Here is a 17451-nt window from a genome sequence, read left to right as displayed (position 1 = left end):
TCAAGGTTACGGGCCACCCCGCAGAAGGGTCAAACCGGCCCCTCCCCCGGAACCGTCAGGGCGCCTTGGGCTCACCGTCCTGCGGCAGCGTGCTGACGCCCTTGCAGAGGTTGGTGCTGTCCTTCGTCCCCGGGTACGCGACGTTCCACACCTTCAGGAAGTGCGCGCGGTACGTGTCGTGCACGGAGTCGTCGTCGATCTTGACGTACGCCTCGTCGTTCTCGCGCAGCGCCGGGTTCGAGGCGTTCTGCGAGCCGGTGAACGTGACCTTGTTCCGGGCGCCGTCGTACATGCCGTCGATCGCCACGTACTTGGTGTGGATGATGAACGGCGTGCCGAGCTTGGTGCCCGGGTTCAGCGGGTCGCGGTCGTCGTTGTAGCAGCGGCGCGGCGGGGCGCCGGTGGCGTGCATCGACTTCCAGGTGCCGCTGTCGGAGGTCGCGTACTCGATGGAGACGGTGCAGCCCGCCTTCTGCAGCGCGACCAGCTTGTCGGCGATGGCCTGCCGGGTGATCTGGAAGATCGCGGCCCGCACGACCGTGTGCTGCGTCGCCCCCGTCGCGGGGTTCTTGTAGGTGCAGGAGACGTTGTTGAGCACCGAGTACAGCGTGTCCGTGGAGTTCGTGGTGCCGGCCCGCGGATAGAAGTACGCCTTGTAGCGGCCGTTGCTGACCGTGCGGTAGTCCCAGTTCTTCCAGTCCTTGGCGGCTATGTCGTCGAAGTAGTCCGAGTAGGCGCCGTAGAGGACCGGGTTGTCCGGCAGCTGGAGCGCGTCGTTGAAGAAGCGCGTGCTGGCCGACGGTGTGGAGTTCGCCGTGGTCTGCACGACCACGTTCTTGGCGCCGTCGACGGCGGAGAACAGCCAGAACTTGTTGTGCATGATCGACTTGCCGAACTTGGGGTCGCCCAGGCACGACTTGTCCTTCGGGCACAGCGTCACGAAGGACGACGCGGCGATGTCGGTGCCGAACGCCGCCTTCAGCTGGCTGTAGATCGGGTTGGTGGGGCGGTCGTTGACGCTGGACGAGTCGAGCACGATCCGGATGTTCACGCCGCGGGCCCTGGCCCGGATCAGCGCGTCCGCGATCGTCTGCTCCCACACGTGGTAGACCGCGACCTTGATGGTCGAGCCGGGCAGCGCCGCGTCGGTCAGCTCGACGAGCCGGGTGCGGATCGCGTACTGCGCGTCCGCCGTCCCCAGCGGGTCGTTGAAGATGGGCCCCTCGGTCCAGGACCTGGTGTCCGCGGACGCGGTGTCCGCCGCGATCCCCGCCTGCACCCCGGCGGCCGAGAGCACGGTGGCGAGGGCCACCGCCTGCCGGGCTCCCTTGACCGGCTTGGCCGCCCGGTGCCGGCCCGTACCTCTGACACGCACGTGCGTCATGGCTTCCCTCCCTGACAGGGACGCGGCCGTCTCCCCAACGGACATCCCCGCTTCTCCTGCGCATGGACGACTGCTTGAGTTTTACAGGTAGTTTGCCGTGCCCCAAGGGCGGGGGGGGCGATTTACGTACGAAATGCCGCTCGCCCCTCCCGGAACACGACGGCGCCCCCGGCACAGCCGTGGCTGTGCCGGGGGCGCCGTCGTCGGTGGCTCAGGCCTCGTCGGCCGCGGCCGTGACGGACGGCAGCGACTGCTGCTCGGCCGCCGCGGTCTTCTTCGCGGTCGTCTTCTTGGCGGCGGTCTTGGTCGCCGCCTTCTTGGCCGTCGTCTTCTTCGCGGCCGTCTTCTTGGCCGCGGTCTTCTTGGTGGTGGTGGCCGCCTTCTTCGCCGTCGCCTTCTTGGCCGTCTTACGGGCCGTCTTCTTGGCGGCGGGCGCCTCCTCGGCGGCCTCCTCCTGAGCGGCCGGCTCGTCCGTGGCGGACGGGACGACCACGACGGCCGGCTCCTCCGACGCGGTCGGGGCGGTCGCCTTGCGGACGGCACGACGGCGCGGGCGGGCCGGGGCGGCCTCGGTCACCGGCTCGGCCTTCGGCGCCTCAGCCACGGGCTCGGCGGCCTCCTGGGGCTTCGGCTCGGCCTCGGTCACCGACTCCACGACGGTCACCGCGGCGGCCTCGTCGGAGGACGCCTTCGGGGCACCGGCGGGAGCGCTGGCCTTGCGGGTGGCACGACGGCGGGCGCGCGGGGCCGGGGCCTCGGCAGCCTGCTCCGCCACGGGCTCGGGCGTCTCCCGGGGCTTCGGCGCCTCGACGACCGGCTCGGCCTCGGCCACCGGGGCGGCCGCGGCGGCCTCCCGCTGCTCCTCGGCCTGCTCCGCCTTGCGGGCCCGCTCGGCACGCGCGGACCGCTTGTCGGTCTGCTCCGCCTTCGGGGCACCGGCCGGGGCCGACGCGCGGCGCGTGGCACGGCGGCGCGAGCGGCCACGGCTGCCCGCCGCGGCCTCCGCCTCGGCGGCGCTGGAGTACAGCTCCTCGTCCGGGACGAACTCGGGCTCGGGCAGCGCCACCGGGGCGGCCACCTCCGCGGCGACCTCGGCCTCGGTCTCGGCCGGCTCCGACGCGTCCTCGTGGGACTCGTGCTCGTGCGTGTCGTGCTCGTGCGTGTCGTGCTGGTGGTCCGCGCCGTTGCCGCCGCGGCCGCGCTTCTTGCGCTTGCCGCCGCCACCGCTGCCGGCGGAGGACGCCTGCTCCATGTGGACGATGACACCGCGGCCGTTGCAGTGCACGCAGGTCTCGGAGAAGGACTCCAGGAGGCCCTGGCCGACGCGCTTGCGGGTCATCTGGACCAGGCCGAGCGAGGTGACCTCGGCGACCTGGTGCTTGGTCCGGTCACGGCCCAGGCACTCCAGCAGACGGCGCAGCACCAGGTCCCGGTTGGACTCCAGGACCATGTCGATGAAGTCGATGACGACGATGCCGCCGAGGTCGCGCAGGCGCAGCTGGCGGACGATCTCCTCGGCCGCTTCGAGGTTGTTCCTCGTCACGGTCTCTTCGAGGTTGCCGCCCTGACCGGTGAACTTCCCGGTGTTGACGTCGACGACGATCATCGCCTCGGTCTTGTCGATCACCAGGGAGCCGCCGGAGGGCAGCCACACCTTGCGGTCGAGCGCCTTGGCGAGCTGCTCGTCGATCCGGTACGTCGCGAAGACGTCGACCTCGGACGTCCAGCGGGACAGCCGGTCGGACAGGTCGGGGGCGACGTGGTTGACGTAGCCGTGGATGGTCTCCCACGCCTCGTCACCGCTGACGATGACCTTGGAGAAGTCCTCGTTGAAGATGTCGCGCACGACGCGGACGGTCATGTCCGGCTCGCCGTACAGCAGGCTCGGCGACGACGTCGAGATCTGCTTGGACTTCTTCTGGATGTCCTCCCACTGGGCCTGCAGACGCTCGACGTCGCGGCGCAGCTCGTCCTCGCTCGCGCCCTCGGCGGCGGTGCGCACGATGACGCCCGCGTCCTCGGGGACGATCTTCTTGAGGATGGTCTTCAGACGCGCGCGCTCGGTGTCGGGCAGCTTGCGGCTGATGCCGGTCATCGAGCCCTCGGGCACGTAGACCAGGTAGCGGCCGGGCAGCGAGACCTGGCTGGTCAGGCGGGCGCCCTTGTGGCCGATCGGGTCCTTGGTGACCTGCACGAGCACGGACTGGCCGGACTTGAGCGCGGTCTCGATGCGGCGCGGCCCGTTGGCCATGCCGAGCGCCTCGAAGTTGACCTCACCGGCGTACAGCACCGCGTTGCGGCCCTTGCCGATGTCGATGAAGGCGGCCTCCATCGACGGCAGCACGTTCTGGACCTTGCCCAGGTAGACGTTGCCGACGTACGAGGTCGACTGCTCCTTGTTGACGTAGTGCTCGACGAGGATGTTGTCCTCGAGCACGCCGATCTGGGTGCGGTCGCCGTTCTGCCGGACGACCATCACGCGCTCGACGGCCTCGCGGCGGGCCAGGAACTCGGCCTCGGTGATGATCGGCACGCGGCGGCGGCCCTGCTCGCGGCCCTCGCGGCGGCGCTGCTTCTTGGCCTCCAGACGCGTGGAGCCCTTGATGGACTGCACCTCGTCCGAGGAGGTCGAGCGCTCGGCCTTCTCGTCCTTCTTGCGCGGCTCGCGGACCTTGACGACGGTGCGCTCCGGGTCGTCCGAGGACTGCTCGGGCTCGGAGGACGCGTCACCGGCGCGACGGCGGCGACGGCGGCGGCGACGGCTGCTGCTCGACCCGCCGGACCCGCCGTGCGCGTCCTGCTCGTCGTCGTGGTCGTCGGCGTGCTCGTCGTCGGCGCCCTCGGCCTCGGCGCTGTCGTCGTCGGCGCCCTCGGTGTCGGCGTCGGCGTCCGAGTCGGCGGCGTCCCCGCGACGACGGCGGCGGCCGCCGCGACGGCGACGGCGGGCCGGGCGGTCGCCCTGCTCGTCGTGGTCGTCGTGGTCCTGCTCGTGGTCCTCGGCGGTCTCGGCCGCCTCGGTGGCCTGCTCGTCCTGCTCGTCGGCCGGGGCCTCGGCGACCGGCTCCGGCGCGGTGGCGGGCGCGGTCTCGGGCTCGGCGGCGGGGCGCTCGTCGGTGGCGCGGCGACGGCGGCGACGGCGCGGCGTCTGGTCCTCCTCGACGGCCGCGACCGGCTGGGGCTCGGCCTCGGCCTCGGGCTCGGCGTTCTGCTCGCCGGCGGCCTCGGCCGCGGCGGCGGCAGCGGCGCGCTCGGGCGTCTGGAACATCGGCTCGGTGAAGACCGGCGCCTGGAACACGGCGACGGACGGCCGCTTCGGGCGGCTGCCGCCGTCGGCGTCGGCCGCGTCGGACTGCTTCGCCTGCCGGCCCTTCGCCTGCTTGGGCTCGGAGAAGCCGCCGGCGGCCTTGCGGGTGGCGCGGCGACGGGGGCGGCGCGGCGCGTCGTCCTCGGCGGACTCGGCCGGCTGAGCGGTCTCGGCCTGCTCGGCGGCGGGCGCGGCCTGCTCCTGCGCGACCGGCTCGGCGGCCTGCGGGGCCTCGGGGGCCGACACGGCGCGGGTGGCCCGGCGGCGCGAACGGCGCGGAGCGGCGTCCTCGGCCGGGGTCTCGGCGACCGGCTCGGCGACGGGCGCCACGGCCTGCGGCTCCTCGGCCGGAGCCGCCTCGACGGCCGGAGCCTCGGCGGCGGGCGTGGCGACGGTACGGGTCGCACGGCGGCGACGGCGCGGCGGGGCGGCCTCGGCGGGCGCCTCCTCGGCGGCCGGGGTCTCCTGCGCGACGGCCTTCGGCGCGTCCTCGGCGGGCGCGGCGGCCTCGGCGCTCTCGGCGGGCTCCGCCACGGGCGCGGACGCGGTCCGGGTCGCGCGGCGCCGGCGGCGCGGCGCGGCGGCCTCGGCCGGGGCCTCGTCGGCGGCGGGCGCGGCGACCGGCTCCGCGGCCGGCTCGACGACCGGCTCGGCGGTCTCGGCCTGTGCGGGCGCACCGGTGGGCGCGGAGGCGCGCCGGGTGGCGCGGCGGCGCGGGCGGGCGGCGGGCGCCGCGTCCTGCGCCGGAGAAGTCTCAGGGGTGGCAGTGGCCTCGGCGGCCTCGTCTGCGGGGGCGAGCTCGTCCTCGGCGTCCGCGGCAGCGGCCGGTATGGCCGGCGCGGCGGCCTCTGCGGAGGGAGCCGCGGGCGGGCCCGCGGGACGCGACGCGGCCCGGCGCCGGCGGCGCGAGGGCAGCGTGTCGCTGGGGCTGTCCAGCTCGGAGGTGGTGGGTTCGGTCGACTCGGGCATGCGGGTGGATCTCCCGTCGGCCCCCGGGCGCCGCGCCTGATCCATGACCGGTGACGTCCGCGGCTCGCTCGCGCCTGTTGTCGGGCGCGAGGGCCGCCGGTCCGGGGCGCGGGCGCCGCACGGGGGCTCTTCTGTCTGTTCTCGCCGGTTCCGGTACGCGATGTACGTACGGCCTGGCGAAAGTCCTTGGGTGGGTGCGCTGCCCGACCCAGGTGGCTCCCGAGTACGAGGGCGGCGCGACGGCGACCGTCCTTACGCGGAACCTTCCACGGCAGGCACCTTCGCGGCGGCAGATCCTGCGGCCCCCGCGTGCGGGGTGGCCTGGACTGCCTCGCGGTCGGGCGCGAGCGGGTCGGTCACCGTGCCGGTCTCTTCATCGAAAGGCCCCTGCGCCAGCCTGGTCACCGCTGCGGGGACCGGCGGCGCCAGGTCGGCCACGGCGCGGAGACCGGACAGGACGTCGTCGGGTCGAACGGCAGGCGTCACGTGCCGAACAACCAGGCGCAGTATCGCACAGGCCGTGTCGCGGGGCCTATCAGCCGGGACATCCGAGCTCCGCGCCGCCTCATGTGCCTCGAGGGACACGACGGCACCGCGGGCGTCGAACGTCCGCACGCCGTTCTTGGTGCGGCGCTGGACCTCGACCGTCTCGGCGGCCCGGAAGACCTCCGCGGCGCGGGCGGCCTCCTCGGCCGTGACCCCGTCGAGCCGCAGCTCCCACACGGAGGCGGCGAGCCGGTCGGCGAGGCCCGAAGTGCGGGCCTCGACGGCGTCGACGATGTCGAGGCCGTGCGGCATCGACTCGTCGAGCAGCGCGCGGAGGGTCTCGGGATCGCGGGGCGCGGTGAGAGCGATCTCCAGGTACTCGGCCTCACTGCCCGTGCCGGTGGGTGCGGCATTGGCGTAGGACACCTTCGGGTGCGGCGTGAACCCCGCCGAGTACGCCATGGGCACCTCGGCGCGGCGCAGCGCCCGCTCGAAGGCGCGCTGGAAGTCTCGGTGGCTGGTGAACCGGAGGCGGCCGCGCTTGGTGTAGCGCAGTCGGATGCGCTGCACCGCGGGTGCGGGCGGCGGGCCTTCGGGCTGTCGCTTGCCCAGTGTCCTAATCCTTAATGAACGCGGTCTTCGTGAGAGCGGTCGTACTGCTGCCAGTTCTGCTGTCAGTACTGCTACCAAGAGTACGTCCCTGCGCGTCCTGCGGTTCCCGCACCTCCCTGACCAGCGGCTCGGGCGGGCGGCCCGGACCGAACAGGGCGCGCCGCACATCGGCCCTGACCTGCCGGACCGTGGCCCGGACCGCGCCGAGCGTCTCCCGGACCACCCGGGCGGCAGGCCGCCACAGCCCGTCCCGCAGGACGTGCCCGACCGGGGTGAGCACGCTGCGGTACACCCAGCGCACGGGCTCCACGAAGGTCCACCGCAGCAGGGTGCCGAGGAACCGTCCGACGACGAGCGACACGTACCCGGCCACGCGCCAGGCGACGCCGAGCGCCGCGCCGATCTCCCGCAGCAGCACGCCGAGGGCCCGCCCGACGGGCACCAGCACCCAGCGCCACAGGGCGAGCGCGGGCAGCACGAGAATCCACCGGACGAGTGCCAGGGCGGCGCGGCCGAGCGGGGTGAGGAGGTACCGGTGGACACCTGCCGCGAGCCACCCGATCCCGAAGCCGACCCCGGTGACGAGCAGGGTGATCGCGTGCCCGATCGGTGTCAGCACGCGCGCGTACAGCCACACGGCGGGCACCACGAGCAGGATCCGTCCGAGCCGGCCGAGCCCGCGCCCGGCCGCGGCGAGCCCCGCCGCCAACTGCCGCACCAGCCGGCCGAGTCCACGTCCGACCGGGACGAGCACCTGCCGCCACAGCCAGACCCACGGCCACACGAACAGGGCCCTGCCGACCCAGCCGAGCACCACGGCGGCCGCCCGCCCGACGGGCGCGAGCACGCGCGCGTACAGCCAGACCAGCGGGACGACCACCAACACCCGCCCCAGGAAGGCGAGTCCGCGAACGAGCTGGACGAGCGGCCAGAGGATCCCGTACAGCAGCAGGCCGAGACCGCGGCCGAGCGGCACGAGCGCCTTCTCGTACAGGAAGCGGCCGCCCGTGACGAGCGCGTCCCACACGAGCCGGACCGGCACCACGACGACGAGCGCCAGGATCCGCACCGGCATGCGGATCGCCGCCACCAGACAGCCTTCCGCGGGGACGGGCGCGGGGCCGGGGCGCTTCTCCATGTCCATGCAGTGTCAGACGCCGGAGAGGGCTTTCCGGATGCGGAGGGGACGCCGGTGCTTCACAAAGCGGCCGTGCCAGGCACAATCTGCGCATGATTACGCTTACGAAGGAAGACGGCCCCGCGGATCTCGACGGTGTCACCCATCTCTCCATCGGGGTCTCCTGGGACCCGACCGCCGGCAGCAGCGGTGGCGTGCTCGGCGCGCTGCGCCGCAAGCAGGGCACGGACCTGGACCTGATAGCGGTCGCTCTCCAGGGCGGCGACCCGGTCCGGCTGGCCGGCCTCGACTCCCTTGACCCGCTGGGCAACGGCGCGTTGCTGCACAGCGGCGACAACCAGACCGGCAAGGGCGACGGCGACGACGAGACCGTCACCGTCGAGTTCGCGAAGGTGCCGCCGGTCATCACGTCGATCGTGTTCATCGCGGCGGCCTACAAGAAGGGCAGTTCGTTCCAGAAGGCCCGCAACATCAGCTTCAAGGTGTACGACGCGACCGGCGGCAGCAGCCAGCAGGTGGCGGACATCTGGCCGAGCCTGCTCACCGCCGACAACGGCTGCCTCGTGGCGAAGGCGGTCCGCAGCGCGGGCGACGTCTGGAAGCTCCAGGTCGTCAACGAGACCGGCAAGATCAAGCAGGGTGACGAGCGTGCGCTGATGCGCTTCGCGGTCAGCAAGTAGGACGGCAAGCAGGACGGAAACGGTGAAGGGCGGGGCCGTGGCCCCGCCCTTCACCGCGTCCGCGGTGTGCGCTACTTGACGACCGTCAGCGGCAGCAGCTTCTTGCCGGTCGGGCCGATCTGGATGGACGTGTCCATCGCGGGGCAGACGCCGCAGTCGAAGCACGGCGTCCAGCGGCAGTCCTCGACCTCGGTCTCGTCGAGCGCGTCCTGCCAGTCCTCCCAGAGCCAGTCCTTGTCGAGACCGGAGTCCAGGTGGTCCCAGGGCAGGACCTCCTCGTACGTGCGCTCACGCGTCGTGTACCAGGCGACGTCGACGCCGTGGGCGGGCAGCGTCCTGGCGGCGCACTCCATCCAGCGGTCGTAGCTGAAGTGCTCGCGCCAGCCGTCGAAGCGGCCGCCGTCCTCGTAGACCGCGCGGATGACGTCGCCGATGCGGCGGTCACCGCGGGAGAGCAGGCCCTCGACGATGCCGGGCTTGCCGTCGTGGTAGCGGAAGCCGATGGAGCGGCCGTACTTCTTGTCGCCGCGGATCTTGTCGCGGAGCTTCTCGAGACGGGCGTCCGTCTCCTCCGCCGACAGCTGCGGCGCCCACTGGAACGGGGTGTGCGGCTTGGGCACGAAACCGCCGATGGAGACCGTGCAGCGGATGTCGTTGGACCCGGAGACCTCGCGGCCCTTCTGGATCACGTTCATCGCCATGTCGGCGATCTGGAGGACGTCGTCGTCCGTCTCCGTGGGCAGACCGCACATGAAGTACAGCTTCACCTGACGCCAGCCGTTGCCGTACGCGGTGGCGACGGTGCGGATCAGGTCCTCTTCGCTGACCATCTTGTTGATGACCTTGCGCATGCGCTCCGAGCCGCCCTCGGGGGCGAACGTCAGGCCCGAGCGGCGGCCGTTGCGGGTCAGCTCGTTGGCCAGGTCGACGTTGAACGCGTCGACGCGGGTCGACGGCAGCGAGAGGCCGATCTTGTCTTCCTCGTAGCGGTCGGCCAGGCCCTTGGCGATGTCGCCGATCTCGGAGTGGTCCGCCGAGGACAGCGAGAGCAGGCCGACCTCCTCGAAGCCGGTCGCCTTGAGGCCCTTCTCCACCATGTCGCCGATGCCGGTGATGCTTCGCTCCCGCACGGGGCGCGTGATCATGCCGGCCTGGCAGAAGCGGCAGCCTCGGGTGCAGCCGCGGAAGATCTCGACGGACATCCGCTCGTGCACGGTCTCCGCGAGCGGGACCAGCGGCTGCTTGGGGTACGGCCACTCGTCGAGGTCCATGACGGTGTGCTTGGAGACCCGCCACGGCACGCCCGACCGGTTCGGGACGACGCGGCCGATGCGGCCGTCGGGCAGGTACTCGACGTCGTAGAGGCCCGGGACGTAGATGTTCCCGGTCTTCGCGAGGCGGAGCAGGACCTCCTCGCGCCCGCCCGGGCGGCCCTCGGCCTTCCAGGCGCGGATGATCTCGGTCATGTCGAGCACGGCCTGCTCGCCGTCGCCGATGACGGCGGCGTCGATGAAGGCGGCGACCGGCTCGGGGTTGAAGGCGGCGTGCCCGCCCGCGAGGACGATCGGGTCGTCGAGACCGCGGTCCTTGGACTCCAGCGGGATGCCGGCCAGGTCGAGCGCGGCGAGCATGTTGGTGTAGCCCAGCTCGGTGGAGAAGGAGAGTCCGAAGACGTCGAAGGCCTTCACCGGGCGGTGCGAGTCGACCGTGAACTGGGGCACCTTGTGCTCGCGCATCAGGGCTTCCAGATCCGGCCAGACGCTGTAGGTGCGCTCGGCGAGGACGCCCTCCCGCTCGTTCAGCACCTCGTACAGGATCATGACGCCCTGGTTGGGCAGACCGACCTCGTACGCGTCCGGGTACATCAGTGCCCAGCGGACGTCGCAGGACTCCCACGGCTTGACCGTGGAGTTGAGCTCTCCGCCGACGTACTGGATCGGCTTCTGCACATGCGGGAGCAGCGCTTCGAGCTGCGGAAAGACAGACTCGACCGCTTGGGGCGCCGCGGCGACGGCATCGGCAGGCATAACCGTGGACCTTTGTGAGCTGACAGGGGGGACCCTCAAGCCTAACCCGCCGAAAGACCCGCCTCCGCCGCCCGTGCCCACACCCCGGGCAGCTCCCGCTCGCGGTCCGCGGCCGCCGCCTGCTCCTGTCCGTACAGCAGTCCCCAGGTGAACGCCGTCTCGCCGGCCGCGTGCGCCTGGATCGCGAGCTGGCGCAGCGTCTCCCGGGCGACGACGGAGTCCTGGTGGTCGCCGAGGAGGGACTGGACGGCCTTCATCCGCTTGGCGAACTTCTTGGCCTGCTTGCCGAGCGCGGGGGTGGCGGCCTCGCCCGCGTACCGGGCGCGCTTGGCCGCCTTGCGGGCCTCGTGCATCGCCAGGTCGCGGTCGGTGCCCGCGGGCAGTGACAGGGCGTGCTCGATGCGGGCGGCGAGGCGGGCCCGGTCCTTGAGGGCGGCGGCGGCGAGGCGCTCCGCGGCCGGCTTCCGGGCGGCGGGCCGCAGCGGCGGGTCGGCGAGCAGGGCGTCGAGGGCGTCCAGCAGGGCGAGGTAGCGCTTGCTGTCGAGGACTGCGACCGTGTGGCGGCGCGAGCCCTGGCGCCGGGCCACCGCCCAGATCCGCAGCCGGCCGCGGACCGGGCCGAGCAGCAGGGTGCGCGGCACGGCGTCGATCCGGGCGGTGAGCCGCTCGGTCAGCACCTCGTGGTCGCGGTCGATGCCCAGCTCTCCGCCGAGCCACTTCAGCTCCTCGGCGACCGGGTCGGTGGCGGCGGGGTCGAGGATCTTCTTGTACGTCTTGAACGCGCTGCGCATCCGGCGGGCGGCGACCCGCATCTGGTGCACCGCGTCGGGGAGGTCGCGGCGGACGGCCGGGTCGAGGTCGACGAGCGCGTCGCGCTGGGCGCGGAGATGGGCGACGACGTGGTCCCCCGCGGTGTCGGATCCTGGGGAGGCGGCGGGCTGCGGCGCCGGTGCTCCGGCGCCCGTCTCGTCGAGCGCGCGGGCCAGCTTGGACAGGGATCCGGAGCGGTCGGCGCCGGCCTTGCGCAGCCGCTTCTCGACCCTGCCGAGGAAGTCGGGATCGCCGTCGTCCGCCAGCTCGACCTCGATCTCCGTCCAGGCCGTGCCGCCCTGGCCGTCGGCCCGCTCGGCGCGTACGGCGTCCACGCTGACCTCGGCGAGCAGCGCGCCGTCCGCGTTGGTCAGGTGGGAGACGTCGCGGGACGACATCAGGCGGACCACCGGCAGCAGCGGTGCCTGGCGCACCCGGGACCGGACGAGTCCGGCGAGCGAGCGGGGCAGTTGCGCGGAGAGCGGGGCGCGGATCTCGTCCCGCACGCCCTCGCCCAGGGCGACCGGGATCTTCAGGTGCCAGCCCGCGTCGTCGCCGCCGGTGCGGCGGCGCAGGGTGATGTGGTCGGCCGCGAGGCGCTGGTCGGCCGTGTCGTAGTACACGGCGTCGAGCTCCACGACGCCCTTGTCGATGACCTCCGCCACGCCGGGGACCTTGCCCAGGTCGGGCAGCTCGAAGGCCTCGTCGGGAGCGCCCGGCACCTCGTACTTCCGCTCGATCTCGCGCTTCGTCTCCGCCATAACCCGAATCTAGACGCCTCGGGAGCGCCCCGATAGAGGCCGGCTCCGCCAGGGGCGCGGCGGAGCGGGCGGCACGATCAGGCCGACATGGGGCGTTGCACCCTGATCGACTGGAGGAGGCCGATCGCCACCCAGACCGCGAACATCGACGAACCTCCGTACGACACGAACGGCAGGGGCAGACCGGCCACCGGCATGATGCCGAGCGTCATCCCGATGTTCTCGAACGCCTGGAAGGCGAACCAGGCGATGATCCCGGCGGCGACGATCGTCCCGTACAGCTCGGTCGTCTCCCGGGCGATCCGGCAGGCCCGCCACAGCACCACGCCGAGGAGCAGCAGGATCAGCCCGGCCCCGACGAAGCCCAGCTCCTCCCCCGCCACCGTGAACACGAAGTCGGTCTGCTGCTCGGGCACGAACTGCCCGGTGGTCTGCGAGCCGTGGAAGAGCCCGGAGCCGGTCAGCCCGCCCGAGCCGATCGCGATGCGCGCCTGGTTGGTGTTGTAGCCGACGCCGGCCGGGTCGAGCGCCGGGTTGGCGAAGGCGGCGAAGCGGGCGATCTGGTAGTCGTCGAGGACGCCGAGCTGCCACACCGCGACGGCGCCCGCCGCGCCGACGCCGATCAGGCCGAGGACCCAGCGGTTGGAGGCCCCGGAGGCCAGCAGCACACCGAGCACGATCATCACCATGACCATGACGGACCCGAGGTCCGGCATCAGCATGACGACCATCATGGGGACGGCGGCGAGGCCGAGGGCCTGGAGGACGGTCCGGTGGTCGGGATGTTCGCGGTCACCGGCGTCGACCCGCGCCGCGAGCAGCATCGCCATCCCCAGGATGATCGTGATCTTCACGAACTCCGAGGGCTGGAGCGAGAAGCCGCCGCCGACGATGATCCACGCGTGCGCGCCGTTCACCGTCGCGCCGAGCGGGGTGAGCACCAGCAGCACCAGGAAGACCGAGATGCCGTAGAGGATCGGGACGGCGGTGCGCAGCGTGCGGTGGCCGAGCCAGATCGTGCCGACCATCAGCCCGATGCCGATGCCCATGTTGAGCAGGTGGCGGAAGAGGAAGTAGTACGGGTCGCCCTGGTTCAGCTCGGTCCTGTTGCGGGTCGCCGAGTAGACGAGCGCGGAGCCGATCAGCGAGAGCGTGATCGCCGACAGCAGTATCGGCCAGTCGAGCCGCCGCACCACCGAGTCGCGGGCCATGAGCCGGGACATGGTGGAGCGCTGCTGCGGGCCGTACCCGGAGACGGAGAAACCGTTGGTGTGGCCTGCCATGGTCGGTCAGTCCCTCCTGCTGTACGTCGAGGCGGGCAGCCCGGCCGCCAGCTCCTGCTGCGCGGGCGCCTGCTGCTTGCTCGGGTCGTACGTGTCGATCGTCGGGGCGTCGATCGAACCGTCCTTCTGGATCTTCGGCAGGGCCTTCTCGGGCTCGGGCAGCAGGGCCTTCTTCAGGTCCTGCTGGCCCTTGTCGTCGAGGCCGTACATCGCGTCGTAGATCTTGCGGACGGCCGGGCCGGAGGCGCCCGAACCCGTACCACCCTGGGAGATCGTCATGACGATCGAGTAGTCCTTGGTGTAGGACGCGAACCAGGACGTCGTCTGCTTGCCGTAGACCTCGGCCGTACCGGTCTTGGCGTGCATCGGGATCTTGTCCTGGGGCCAGCCGCCGAAGCGCCAGGCCGCCGTACCGCGGGTCGCCACTCCCGCCAGTGCTTCGTCTATCTCGTCGCGGGTCTTGCCCTTGAACGGCAGCTTGGCGTTGACCTTGGGCTGGATCGCGTGGACCTGCTTGCCGTCGGCGCTGACGATGGCCTTGCCGACCTCGGGCTCGTGCAGGGTGCCGCCGTTGGAGATCGCCGCGTAGATCGACGCCATCTGGATCGGGGTGACGAGGGTGTCGCCCTGGCCGATGGAGTAGTTGACGGAGTCACCGGCGCGCATGAGGTTGCCTTCGAGGCAGTTCTCGTAGTTCAGGCGCTGGACGTAGTCGCCGTTCTTCTTGCCGGACTTGCACCAGGAGTCCTTGTTGGCCTTCCAGAACCGCTGCTTCCACTGGCGGTCGGGAACCCGGCCGGTGACCTCGTTGGGCAGGTCGATGCCGGTCTCCTTGCCGAGACCGAACTGGTGGGCGGTCTTGTAGAACCAGTCCTGGGTGTCCTTGTTGCCCTTGAGGCCGCCGTCCTTCTTCCACTCGTTGTGGGCGATGCCGTAGAAGACGGTGTCGCAGGAGACCTCCAGGGCGCGGCCCAGGGAGATGGGCCCGAAGTTCTCCGACTCGAAGTTCTTGAAGACCTGGTTGCCGATCGAGTACGAGCTGGTGCACGGGTAGCGCCCGTTGAACTGGTAGCCCGCGTTGACCGCCGCCGTGGTCGAGATGACCTTGAAGATGGAGCCGGGGGCCGCCTGGCCCTGGATGGCCCGGTTCAGCAGCGGGTAGTTGGAGCTCTTGCCGGTCAGGTGGGCGTAGTCCTTGCCGGAGATGCCGCCGACCCAGGCGTTCGGGTCGTAGCTCGGGTTGGACGCCATGGCGACGACGCGGCCCGTCTTGGCCTCCATCACGACGACGGCGCCGGAGTCGGCCTTGTAGTTGGTGCCGGTGTTCTTGTCGAACTCGTGGCGGGCGGCCTTCATGGCCTCGTTCAGCTCGTACTCGGCGACGCGCTGGACCCGTGCGTCTATCGAGGTGACGACGTTCGCTCCCGGCTCGGCCTTGTCGCTCTTGGCGCGGCCGATGACGCGGCCGAGGTTGTCGACCTCGTAGCGGGTGACACCGGCCTTGCCGCGCAGGTCCTTGTCGTACGTGCGTTCAAGACCGGAGCGGCCGACCTGGTCGGAGCGGAGGTACGGCGAGTCCGTGTCCTTCGCCTGCTCGATCTCGGAGTCGGTCACCGGGGAGAGGTAGCCGAGCACCTGCGCGGTGTTGGCCTTGCCGGGGGCGGCGTAGCGGCGCACGGCGGTGGGCTCGGCGGTGATGCCGGGGAAGTCCTCGCCGCGCTCGCGGATCTGCAGCGCCTGCTTGGGCGTGGCCTCGTCGGTGATCGGGATGGGCTGGTACGGCGAGCCGTTCCAGCAGGGCTGCGGCGTCTTGGCGTCGCACAGCCGGACCTTCTCCTCGACCTCCTTGGGCTTCATGCCGAGGACGCCGGCGAGCTTGGTGAGGACGGACTCGCCGTCGTCCTTCATCTTCATCAGGTCGGTCCGCGAGGCGGAGACGACGAGGCGGGTCTCGTTGTCGGCGAGGGCCACGCCCCGCGAGTCCAGGATCGAGCCGCGCACGGCGGGTGTGACGACCTGCTGGACGTGGTTGCCCGACGCCTCCTTGGCGTACTCGTCGCCGTTGCGCACCTGGAGGTACCAGAGGCGGCCGCCGAGCGTGAACAGGAGGGACAGGACGAGGATCTGGAGGACGACGAGACGGATCTGGACGCGCGGGGTCCGGCCGGTCTCCGGGATGTTGGTCATGGTGCCCGTGCTCCCCCTAGTACGTGTGCGTGTACGCGTAGTACGTGTACACGCCCGACCTGTGCGCGGCCCGATCGGCCGGAGCGGTCAGCTGCTCTGCGCTCACAGGCGCTTGACCCCCTTGATGCGTCCGGCGCGGGCGGCGCGCGCCTTCACGGACTTCATGCGCAGGCCGCCGCGCTGGTTGCCGATGCGCAGACCGGTGCCGGCCGAGAGCCAGCCGGAGGAGACGTCGGAGACCTTGCCGGAGCCGCCGCTGTCGCCGAGCGGATCGTTCTCGGCGCGTCTGGCGAGCGCCATCACGCCGGGTACGACGAACGGCGCGAGCAGCAGGTCGTAGAGGGCGGCGGTGAACAGCAGGCTGCCGAGGCCGACGTGGCGGGCGGCGGTGTCGCCGACGAGGGCGCCCACGCCCGCGTACAGCAGGGTGGTGCCGACGGCGGCGCCGACCACCACGACCATCGGGCCGAAGGCCGAGCGCAGCTGCCCGGTCTCCGGCTTGGCCAGGCCCGCGAGGTAGCCGATGACGCACAGGACCAGGGCGTAGCGCCCGGCGGCGTGATCGGCGGGCGGGGCCAGGTCGGCGAGCAGGCCCGCGCCGAAGCCGATGAAGGCGCCGCCGACGTGGCCGTAGACCAGTGCAAGGCCGAGGACGGTCAGCAGCAGCAGGTCGGGCACGGCGCCCGGGAGCTGGAGCCGGGCCAGGACACAGACCTGGAGGACGAGGGCGACGACGACGAGGGTCGTGGAGAGGAGGATCCGGTTGAAGCGCATGGTGGTCAGCTCCTCCTGTTACTGCTGGGCGCCGTCGGCGGGCGCGGACGGGGTGACGGTGACGGTCACGGTCGGCGCGGGCTTCGGCTTCGCGGGCTTGGCCGGCAGGACCTCGTCGCGCGGGTCGCTGCGCGGCGGCTGGACGACGACGCCCACGATGTCCAGCTTGGTGAAGCCGACGTACGGCGTGACGTACACGGTACGGGTCAGGTCGCCGCCGGACGGGTCGACGCGGACGACCCTGCCGACGGGCACGCCGGGCACGAACGGCTTGTCGGCCGCCGAGCCGAAGGTGACGAGCCGGTCGCCCTTCTTCACCTTGGCCTTGCCGTTGAGGAGCTGGACGCGCAGCGGCCGGTCGCCCTGGCCGGTGGCGAAGCCGAGCTCGTCGGTCTTCTCCATCCGGGTGCCGACGGTGAAGTCCGGGTCGTTGGCGAGGAGGATCGTGGAGGTGCCGGGGCCGACCGTGGTGACGCGGCCGACGAGTCCGTCGCCGTTCAGCACGGTCATGTCGCGCTTGATGCCGTCATCGGCACCGGCGTCGATGGTCACCGTCCAGGAGAAGCCCTGCGCGGACCCTATGGCGATGACCTGGGCGCCCTTGATGCCGTACTGCCCGGCGCCCGCCGTCTTCAGCATGGTGTCGAGCTGGTGGATCTTGCTGCGGTTGCGGTCGTCGCTGCCGAGCTTCGACTTCAACGCGGCGTTCTCGCGCTCCAGTTGACTGATCCGGTCGTGCCGCTTGTCGGAGTCGCGGACCGCGCTTATGGCGTTGCCGATCGGGTCGACCGCGCCGGCGACACCGCTCTCCACGGGTCCGAAGACCTTGGCGGCGCCCTGACGGGCACCGTCGACCGGCGAGTCCTCTCCTCCGCGGATGTCCACCGTGATCAGCGCGAACGCGATGGCGATCAGCAGTACCAGGAGCAGCCGGCTCTCTCGTGTGTCCCTCACGTGCGGCGGCCGTGCCTTCCTCAATCAGAAATCGGGTGGGGCGGTGTCACGATGTCCGGGGATATGGGTTTGTCGGGGTGAT

General features: G+C 71.8%; 11 protein-coding genes. 1 reads left to right on the top strand and 10 read right to left on the bottom strand.

Features of this window, described 5'->3' with window-relative positions:
* Nucleotides 1-55: 55 nt before the first annotated feature.
* The 4 genes from ABT127_RS03350 to ABT127_RS03335 all read right to left on the bottom strand — a co-directional run bounded on the left by ABT127_RS03350 (nucleotide 56) and on the right by ABT127_RS03335 (nucleotide 7899).
* The gene (locus ABT127_RS03350; RefSeq protein WP_351444211.1) at nucleotides 56-1384 is read right to left on the bottom strand and encodes a phospholipase D-like domain-containing protein; all 1329 of its coding nucleotides are present in this window, start codon (nucleotides 1382-1384) and stop codon (nucleotides 56-58) included.
* 211 nt (nucleotides 1385-1595) lie between these two features.
* Complete coding sequence (locus ABT127_RS03345; protein ID WP_351444210.1) at nucleotides 1596-5657, bottom strand: Rne/Rng family ribonuclease; 4062 nt, start codon at nucleotides 5655-5657, stop codon at nucleotides 1596-1598.
* A gap of 252 nt (nucleotides 5658-5909) precedes the next feature.
* On the bottom strand, nucleotides 5910-6713 hold the full coding sequence (locus ABT127_RS03340) for a TIGR03936 family radical SAM-associated protein (protein ID WP_351444208.1): 804 nt from the start codon (nucleotides 6711-6713) through the stop codon (nucleotides 5910-5912).
* Between the two features lie 46 nt (nucleotides 6714-6759).
* On the bottom strand, nucleotides 6760-7899 hold the full coding sequence (locus ABT127_RS03335) for a hypothetical protein (protein ID WP_502971619.1): 1140 nt from the start codon (nucleotides 7897-7899) through the stop codon (nucleotides 6760-6762).
* A gap of 86 nt (nucleotides 7900-7985) precedes the next feature.
* On the opposite strand from ABT127_RS03335, the gene ABT127_RS03330 reads away from it, so the two are divergent.
* A complete protein-coding gene (locus ABT127_RS03330; protein WP_351444206.1) occupies nucleotides 7986-8573 on the top strand; it encodes a TerD family protein in 588 nt (195 codons plus the stop codon).
* Between the two features lie 71 nt (nucleotides 8574-8644).
* On the opposite strand, the gene ABT127_RS03325 is transcribed toward ABT127_RS03330, so the two are convergent.
* The 6 genes from ABT127_RS03325 to mreC all read right to left on the bottom strand — a co-directional run bounded on the left by ABT127_RS03325 (nucleotide 8645) and on the right by mreC (nucleotide 17369).
* Nucleotides 8645-10600 (bottom strand): TIGR03960 family B12-binding radical SAM protein, encoded by a 1956-nt coding sequence (locus ABT127_RS03325; RefSeq protein ID WP_351444205.1) that lies wholly within the window; start codon nucleotides 10598-10600, stop codon nucleotides 8645-8647.
* A 41-nt stretch (nucleotides 10601-10641) separates the two neighbouring features.
* Nucleotides 10642-12171, bottom strand: coding sequence for a CYTH and CHAD domain-containing protein (locus tag ABT127_RS03320; protein ID WP_351444204.1), 1530 nt, complete (start codon nucleotides 12169-12171; stop codon nucleotides 10642-10644).
* A 77-nt stretch (nucleotides 12172-12248) separates the two neighbouring features.
* Nucleotides 12249-13454, bottom strand: a complete 1206-nt coding sequence (rodA, locus tag ABT127_RS03315) for a rod shape-determining protein RodA (protein ID WP_351444203.1) — start codon at nucleotides 13452-13454, stop codon at nucleotides 12249-12251.
* 6 nt (nucleotides 13455-13460) lie between these two features.
* Nucleotides 13461-15641, bottom strand: coding sequence for a penicillin-binding protein 2 (mrdA, locus tag ABT127_RS03310; RefSeq protein ID WP_351444202.1), 2181 nt, complete (start codon nucleotides 15639-15641; stop codon nucleotides 13461-13463).
* Between the two features lie 102 nt (nucleotides 15642-15743).
* Nucleotides 15744-16415 carry a rod shape-determining protein MreD gene (gene mreD / locus ABT127_RS03305; RefSeq protein WP_351444201.1) on the bottom strand — a complete coding sequence of 224 codons (672 nt, stop codon included), beginning with the start codon at nucleotides 16413-16415 and terminating at the stop codon, nucleotides 15744-15746.
* 18 nt (nucleotides 16416-16433) lie between these two features.
* Nucleotides 16434-17369: a rod shape-determining protein MreC gene (gene mreC, locus ABT127_RS03300; RefSeq protein ID WP_351444199.1), complete on the bottom strand. Its 936-nt coding sequence runs from the start codon at nucleotides 17367-17369 to the stop codon at nucleotides 16434-16436.
* Nucleotides 17370-17451 lie beyond the last annotated feature (82 nt).

Origin of the sequence: Streptomyces sp. NPDC001904, from assembly GCF_040297005.1 — a bacterium.
GTDB lineage: Bacteria > Actinomycetota > Actinomycetes > Streptomycetales > Streptomycetaceae > Streptomyces.
The sequence above is the reverse complement of the archived record's forward strand: the minus strand, read 5'-3'. Positions and strand labels throughout refer to the sequence as shown.